Source organism: Microcoleus sp. MON1_C5 (assembly GCF_036701875.1).
Taxonomy (GTDB): domain Bacteria; phylum Cyanobacteriota; class Cyanobacteriia; order Cyanobacteriales; family Microcoleaceae; genus Microcoleus.
This window is the reverse complement of record NZ_JAUBRN010000120.1, coordinates 1-6,889: the sequence shown is the minus strand read 5'-3', so window position 1 is coordinate 6,889 and position 6,889 is coordinate 1. Positions and strand designations below refer to the sequence as shown.

Genomic DNA, 6,889 nt, shown 5'->3' with positions numbered 1-6,889 from the left:
TCGTTCAATTTTTCAAAACCTCAATATCCCTTATGGCACGTTTTCCTCTGCGTAGAGTGACAAAAGAGGGTTAAGCAGAGATACGGGTGGACCCGCCCCGACCTCAATATTGTAGTGCGATCGATCTACCGCTTCACGGCATTGTGTTCCCACTTCCAAACACAACTAGAAATCAAATTCGTGCAGATATGAGCCGTAATTGGCACTAACAAATTCCCAGTAGCTAAAACGCTGTAACCCAACAGCAATCCGACAGCCGTTGCCCAAACAGCATAAGGCCACTGATCCATGCCTCCCAAGTGCAGAATGCCGAAACAAAAACTCGATAAAACTAAACCGATAACATTCAATCCTAAAGCAGACAGCATCACGCCTCGAAATAGCAATTCTTCGCTAAGTCCCGGCAGCAGTCCCAGCCAAATTAAATCCGGCCAAAACAAAGGTTTGAGCACTACTTCCAAGTAAACATCTGCACTGCGGCGATAACCGGGCCAGAGATGATAAACGATCGCACTGCCGCCTGTAATTGCCAGTCCGAGCGCACATCCTTTGAGCAAGTCGATTCCTATCAATTTGACTGGCAAAAGTGATACCGATCCAAATAGCAACCACAATTTAGCTACCGCCAGCAACATAATTGCTGTCACGCCCATTGCTATTAAAACTTGGGTGCGTGTCAAGGGTTCAATTTCAGGATTTTGGGGAAGTTTTTCTGCCACTTAATCACTTTTATATTTGAGGTTTGAGATTTTAGATTTGTTGAGTTTAGTCAGACAAACAACGCAGGGAGGAGATGTCTGCACCCAAGGAAGCTGGACTGATGCCGGCCCGCAAAGCGACCAAAACTCCGATCGCCTCTAAATATGAGTTTACCTGCAAAGCTTTGATTCCGAGTTTTTCTGGAGTCGCCTGCATCTGGGTTTTGTTGTCGCCCACAGCGATGATTTGTACCGACGATCGCCCACTCAAACTCAGAATAGCACTGCCGCCACAGGCTGTGGCGGGTATTACCACCGCATCGACTCGATCGGCGGTAATTGATAATTGATTGTGCTGCTGGCTTTCTGGCGCTACCAATTGCGGAGCTTTGCTGAGGCCCGCAAGCACGCAAGGTAGGAAAGTATAGCCGATTTCCTCAGCAGCCGATCGCGGGGACAGGTGCGGATCGAGGGGAAGCGCAGACAGGGCGGGGGCGTGGGCGCAGGGGATTTTAAACGTCCTGACGACGAGGTGGCTGATCACAGCTTCCGCGCCGGCGAGGGGGTCAACTCCTTTGCCGCGGCGGTAGTTTTCGAGGGCGAGGCTGCCTTCATCGTCGGGAAATCTGGCTACAACTGCGATCGCGTCTACTCTTGCTTGTTTGATTAATTTTTCTGCTGCGCGCAATAAACTGTCTGGATTGCCGATGGTTCCCCAGGATGCCCCTGATTCAGAAATACGCAATTCTACTTGCAGGGGGCGATCGGTTAAAACACAATCAGTTATATTCAAACCCAATGTAGCTCTGGTTGCATCAGCCGCTTGCAAGTGGCGCAACTGCAAGTCGGGTTCGATCGCGGCATCGAGGATTAAGCCGATGCGATTTTGATGTACCGGTTGCAGTCCCCAGCATCCGGCAGCAAATTTGTCAAGGGCGTAACCTTCAACGTAGAGAGCGTTAGGTATCGGCCAATAAAGTTGAGCGCCGTTGAGGACGTTGGGGTGAGTGATCAGGGTGTCTGAAATTTGGGCGATCGCCCTAGCCACCGGCAGCGCATCTCCTGCAAACCCACCAATGGAGGCTCCAACGCCTGTGGGGACTATCAAAACCACTGTCAAAGGGCGGGGGTTCACGATGTTGCGGAGGATGCTTCCACGAGCACGTAGCCTTCTACCACAGCCTTTTGCCGATCGACATCCACGTCTGTGACTGCCCACCGCAGGGGTTCGCCGTACTTTTGCAGTTCAATTTCAATCGCCGAGTGCAGTTGCTCGGCCGTCTCGTGGAGGTCAACTTCTGCGGAAATGAAATGGGTGGTCATAGGGCGATCCATAGTGGTTTTACCGCTAACGGTACTTAGGTCAATTTTAGCTTAGTCCTAGGATTTACCGAATTGGCGATCGTACACAATGTCTTCTTTTTCGGTTTCTATCTTCAAGTTCGATCGGGGATAAGCAACGCACAGCAACACATAACCTTCTGCCTGAAGATCCGGACTAACGCCCATACCATCAGCTTGATCGACCTTCCCTTCAATAATTTTACCAGCGCAAGTAGTACAAACCCCCGCATTGCAAGAACTCGGCAACTCAATGCCGGCGTCGTTAGCGGCGCGGAGAATTTGTTTATCTTCGGGTACTTCTACGGTATAGGTAGAGCCTTGGTGGATCAATTCAACAGTGTAAGTCTTAGACATATTTCAATTATTGGTTTTAATTCCCCAATTGGAATTTACGCTAAATTTGGAAACAAAGCAATCAGTATTTTACCCCTGTTTGTGCTTTTGTGCAATTTTACAACTGCATTTTTTATTGATAATTTTTTTTATTAATTGGCTGGGGGGAGCGAGCGGCATTTTGTCAATGACTTTTTCACAAATTATTACAAGCCTCACGGCGGAACTGTGCCACACAGCACTTATACCTAATTAATTTTTTGCCTTCAAGCCAACAACTCATCAACCGCAACACTAAAACCGGGCAGCACTAGCTGAGTGCTGACTGTAGAACCCAGGTTAAAAGTTAACTTTTGAGTTTGAGTCATTATCAATATCCAGCGACTTTCTGGAAAAACAATCCAAGCTTCCAGACAACCTGAATCTAAATATTCTTGTGCTTTTAGAAATATTTCTTCCGCAATATCAGTAGGAGAAACTATTTCAGCAATTAACGGCGGGCTTTGAGGAAAAGTAGGAACATCGCCATATTGAGCAACAAGTTCAGGAGTCAGATAAGTTACATCAGGAGGGCGCACTCGCCTGTCAGTACGACAAGGAACTTATGTATAAACTTCGCCGCCTTGTCCGCTAGAATCTTTGTCATTTCCCCAAGAACGCTCTAGTCTGGATTGGATGCGACTGTGTTTTACTCTCATGCCATATTTCTCCGCGATTGGCCCGTCCACCCATTCCATGCACTCGGGGGGATTAGCCATGAAGTCTTCTAGAGAAACATTTTCTGATAAAACGGCAGCCATTACCATAGCCATTTACTTTCTTTTGCAGAATTCACTCATATTGTAGCAATCAATTGGTAATGGGTAATTGGGAATTGGTAATTGGGAATTGGGAATTGGAACTAACAAATAACCTATGCCCTATGCCCTATGCCCTATGCCCCATGCCCCATGCCCTATGCCCTATGCCCAATTTACTCAATATTAATTTGATTGGGAGGTTTAGGTTGCTCCGGTTTCTCATCCTTCAAAGTTTTACGCCCAGAACTAGCATAATCCTTATACAAATCCACAAACATATTTGTCAACTGCTGCAAAGAAAGTTGTTCCCCATTAACTTGAGCTTTCATATAAGCTTTAAGCACCTCAATGTAAGCCAAACCGAGGGCAAGCGTGAGAGCTGCTGCGGTTGCACCGGAGATAGCACCGCCGACAACAGTACCCGCACCCGGAATCAGTTTAATCAAATTAGTAACAATACTTCTGCCAACAGCAGTAACCCCGCCTGTGCCGCTAATAGCAGACAGCATCGCCGAAATAAAGCCCTTATCAAAGGGCATTCCAAAAATCACAGTAATATTAGCAATCATTGCCGTTTGCATCGCCATCAAAATCGGCGCATCAGCAAACGGTACAGGAGTGGCACCGACAATTGCAGAACCTGCAACATAAGCACTTAGATACTTAAATGCCATATCGGATTTGAGCGCAATATTAGCAATTTGTTCTTTAACAAAAGCTTTTTTAGCTACTTCCGGCAGCAGTTGAAAAGTTGCATCTACCAACTTATCTAAACCGTGAGATTTTACTGTATAATCCTCATCAATTTCTTCCGGTTCAGCCATGACGGGGATGATTTGACTGACGGGCAAATTCATGTGTTCCAGTTGCTTAAAAAACTCGCCCGGCTTTTTAGATGTCGTCTGAGTCAGCACTAAAACAACTGGTACGTCTTTGACTTCCATTTCTTTTAGCCAGTTTTCCTCGACAGATTCTATTCTATTGGCGCTGTGATTGATGCAGTACCAGATGACGTGAATGTGTTCTTTGGGGTGCAGGAGTCTTTGGTCTTCAATCAGTTTAGCAACGTTTAATTGAATAACTTTAATTTGTTCGGCGTTGAGTTCGAGTCCGGGAGTATCGTAGACTGTAATTGGGCAATTGGGTTTGGTATATTGGCGAATGCCTTGAGTGATGGGGCGGCCGACTCCGGTTTCTGCTAAGCGTTTGCGAAAAACTGAATTTATCAGGGTACTTTTGCCGACGCCGGTTTTGCCGATGACTAAAACATTGCACTGTCCCACTTGGTTTTCTGCGTCTTTGAAGGCGTAGTAACTTCTATTTAAAAGCTCGTCTAAGGAAAAGTCGTCTGACATGGCGATTTGCTCCGATAAGGGTGGGATATTAATTAAATACCACCGAATAGAATTTCGATGCTCTACAAACGAAGTCCGCGAAGGCGGACTGAGGAGTCTTAAACATATTGTAGCAATTTGATTTCAGAACTGGTGCAACGGGTAGAGGAGAGTTTTGTGTCGCGTGCTGCTAAATGAAAGGTTGTAGAATTTAGTTTAAGCTAGCAATCGATCGACATTGATGCTAAAACCGATCAGGATTTGTTGGGTGGTGGCGGTATCGCCGGATCTAAATGTCAATATTTGATTTTGATTCATGACGAATATTAAACGACTTTCGGGGAAAACTAACCAGACTTCCTGACAGCTAGATTCTAAATATTCCTGTGCTTTGAGAAAGACATCTTCAGCGATATCGGTGGGTGAAACTATTTCGGCAACTAAGGGGAAACTTTGGGGTAAAGTGGCAAGATTGCCCAATTGTGCAACTAATTCTGGTGTGAGATAAGCGACATCGGGACGGCGAATTTGTTGGTTAGTGCGACAAGGAACCTCGACATAAGCTTCTCCCCCTTGTCCGCTAGCATCTTTGTAATTTTTCCAAGCATCCCCCAGGCTTAACTGAATTTTACCCGTCTTTAGTGTCCTGCCATTTTTCTCCACAAGTTGGCCGTCTACCAATTCCATGTTATCGGGCGGCTCGGTGATGAACTCTTCTAAAGTAAAATTCTCCTGTAGAGCAGTAGCAGTGACCATAGTTATTTCCTCGCTTTTACCAAACTTACTTGTTACGATTATGGCTGATACGATGAAAAGTTATTGCGCGATGAGTACCCGCACTTTTACGGTAGTTTCTCCTCTCCATCTTCGGCAAATAAAAATTGAACCTCTACCCTAGCACCAGAATATTTTTCCTAAGCGTTTTTATAGCTATACAAAAAATTATCAGCTTCCTTCTATGACGGCTTATGGTGAATTATATGATTCTTGTGGTATCAATTAATTTTCGTCTATTTCCTCTGAATCATCCCCTTCTAGTTCATCTTCTTGCTGCTCTTCTACTTCTTCTGATTCCTCTGAGTAATTGAACATAAAGACGAATTTGTTCTTAGGCAGAATCAGTGTGGGCAAATAGAGAGGTTGATCATCCCAATTCTTTTGTTGTTTTTCACCTTTTTCATACATAACAACGAGTACAGGGACATCAGTGTATTTTTGTCTGGGCTTACTTAGCCACTGACTTTGTGCAAAACCAGAAACCCAAGGTCGAGTTTGGTTTTTCAAGTCCAGCCCATCACCCTTTTTACCTCGACGAACGTTGAGAATACCCTTATGGATACCTTGTGCTTTCATTGCTTCAAGTGCCTGTTTGACTCGCTCATCTTCCCAGACATACCCAGAACAGGAACGGCTTGGCATTTCTGAAATAATCCCGATTAAAGAGTCGATGTCTACTGGATGGTATTCATCCTCTCCCTGAAATGTAGACAGAAGTTTATCAAGTGCTTCTGTGTGTTTTTTAACTTCAGAAGCTTTCCACAATGGATCGCGGGGGTAAATAGAAGATCCTGGGGTAAAAGCACCAATGGCTGCTGGATTAAGGACATTGGCACGGGTTGGTCTAAGTTTTCGACCAACCCACACTGGCGTAAGCTTAATTTTGCCAGTGTTCTCATCAATTACTTCACGCATACCCTCATCTGACTCATGGATAGCGCGGAAATCGTCTAAAATGTGTTCGGGTAAAAAGAGGCGAGTAACATCTAACAATTCCTGGCGATAACCAAACATTCGTGCGTGCTGATGAACTGTGTCCATTGTCTTTTGCTTGGCATCACGCCCGTAATAAGTAATCATCAATCCTTCAATAGTTACACCACGCCCCAAGCGGTTTCCTCCAATTAGAATGTTTATACCTGGGCTGTATTTAGGTTCCTTATCTGGATTGGTGGCATCAATAACTTTTGGTATAGTATTTCGTAACTCATACTCTAGCTCCACAACAAGGTCATTGAGAGGTGGTAAGTTAGAAGCTGTTTTGCTTAACTCTGCATGAGCTTGACTTAGCCATTTGAGCGCATCCTCTCGCTTTGTGACAGATAATTTAGATCGCAGAGCCTTGTCAAGCTCTATAACAAAGCTGCCAATAACATTTTCCAACGTGCTGTGAGTAATACGCTTGTGGTCAATATGAGCTAGAAAAGAATACTTAGCATCTTTATCTGGTGCTGATTTCATTTTGTATATCGAACCAACAAAAAAACAGCACAAAGCTAATTTCAGCCCTGGCGGCATATCCCAATTAGTAATTGCTCAACTAGGGGAAAAAATGGAGCCATCAATAGAGAGAGCTTGTTGAATAGATTGATAAGCAGTTAAA

General features: G+C 44.9%; 8 protein-coding genes and 1 pseudogene. All 9 read right to left on the bottom strand.

The annotated features are described in order from the left end of the window. Nucleotides 1-125 precede the first annotated feature (125 nt). Nucleotides 126-719 carry a CPBP family intramembrane glutamic endopeptidase gene (locus QUA71_RS28605; protein WP_333290316.1) on the bottom strand — a complete coding sequence of 198 codons (594 nt, stop codon included), beginning with the start codon at nucleotides 717-719 and terminating at the stop codon, nucleotides 126-128. A 46-nt stretch (nucleotides 720-765) separates the two neighbouring features. Further along, entirely contained in the window at nucleotides 766-1,833 is a 1,068-nt protein-coding gene (locus QUA71_RS28600) for a DUF3326 domain-containing protein (RefSeq protein WP_333290314.1), read from the bottom strand. Further along, complete coding sequence (locus QUA71_RS28595) at nucleotides 1,830-2,021, bottom strand: hypothetical protein (RefSeq protein WP_333290318.1); 192 nt, start codon at nucleotides 2,019-2,021, stop codon at nucleotides 1,830-1,832. Before QUA71_RS28595 ends, QUA71_RS28600 begins: the two co-directional genes overlap by 4 nt. A 57-nt stretch (nucleotides 2,022-2,078) precedes the next feature. Then, nucleotides 2,079-2,396 (bottom strand): 2Fe-2S iron-sulfur cluster-binding protein, encoded by a 318-nt coding sequence (locus tag QUA71_RS28590; RefSeq protein ID WP_333069026.1) that lies wholly within the window; start codon nucleotides 2,394-2,396, stop codon nucleotides 2,079-2,081. A gap of 245 nt (nucleotides 2,397-2,641) precedes the next feature. After that, nucleotides 2,642-2,959, bottom strand: a pseudogene (locus QUA71_RS28585) (Uma2 family endonuclease); the annotation flags it as partial. Between the two features lie 18 nt (nucleotides 2,960-2,977). Beyond that, the gene (locus QUA71_RS28580; RefSeq protein WP_333290312.1) at nucleotides 2,978-3,187 is read right to left on the bottom strand and encodes a hypothetical protein; all 210 of its coding nucleotides are present in this window, start codon (nucleotides 3,185-3,187) and stop codon (nucleotides 2,978-2,980) included. A 161-nt stretch (nucleotides 3,188-3,348) separates the two neighbouring features. Beyond that, nucleotides 3,349-4,530, bottom strand: a complete 1,182-nt coding sequence (locus tag QUA71_RS28575; RefSeq protein ID WP_333290310.1) for a GTPase — start codon at nucleotides 4,528-4,530, stop codon at nucleotides 3,349-3,351. Nucleotides 4,531-4,725: 195 nt separating this feature from the next. Next, the gene (locus tag QUA71_RS28570; RefSeq protein ID WP_333290308.1) at nucleotides 4,726-5,265 is read right to left on the bottom strand and encodes a Uma2 family endonuclease; all 540 of its coding nucleotides are present in this window, start codon (nucleotides 5,263-5,265) and stop codon (nucleotides 4,726-4,728) included. 243 nt (nucleotides 5,266-5,508) lie between these two features. Then, nucleotides 5,509-6,804 carry a Z1 domain-containing protein gene (locus tag QUA71_RS28565; protein WP_333290306.1) on the bottom strand — a complete coding sequence of 432 codons (1,296 nt, stop codon included), beginning with the start codon at nucleotides 6,802-6,804 and terminating at the stop codon, nucleotides 5,509-5,511. Nucleotides 6,805-6,889: the final 85 nt, after the last annotated feature.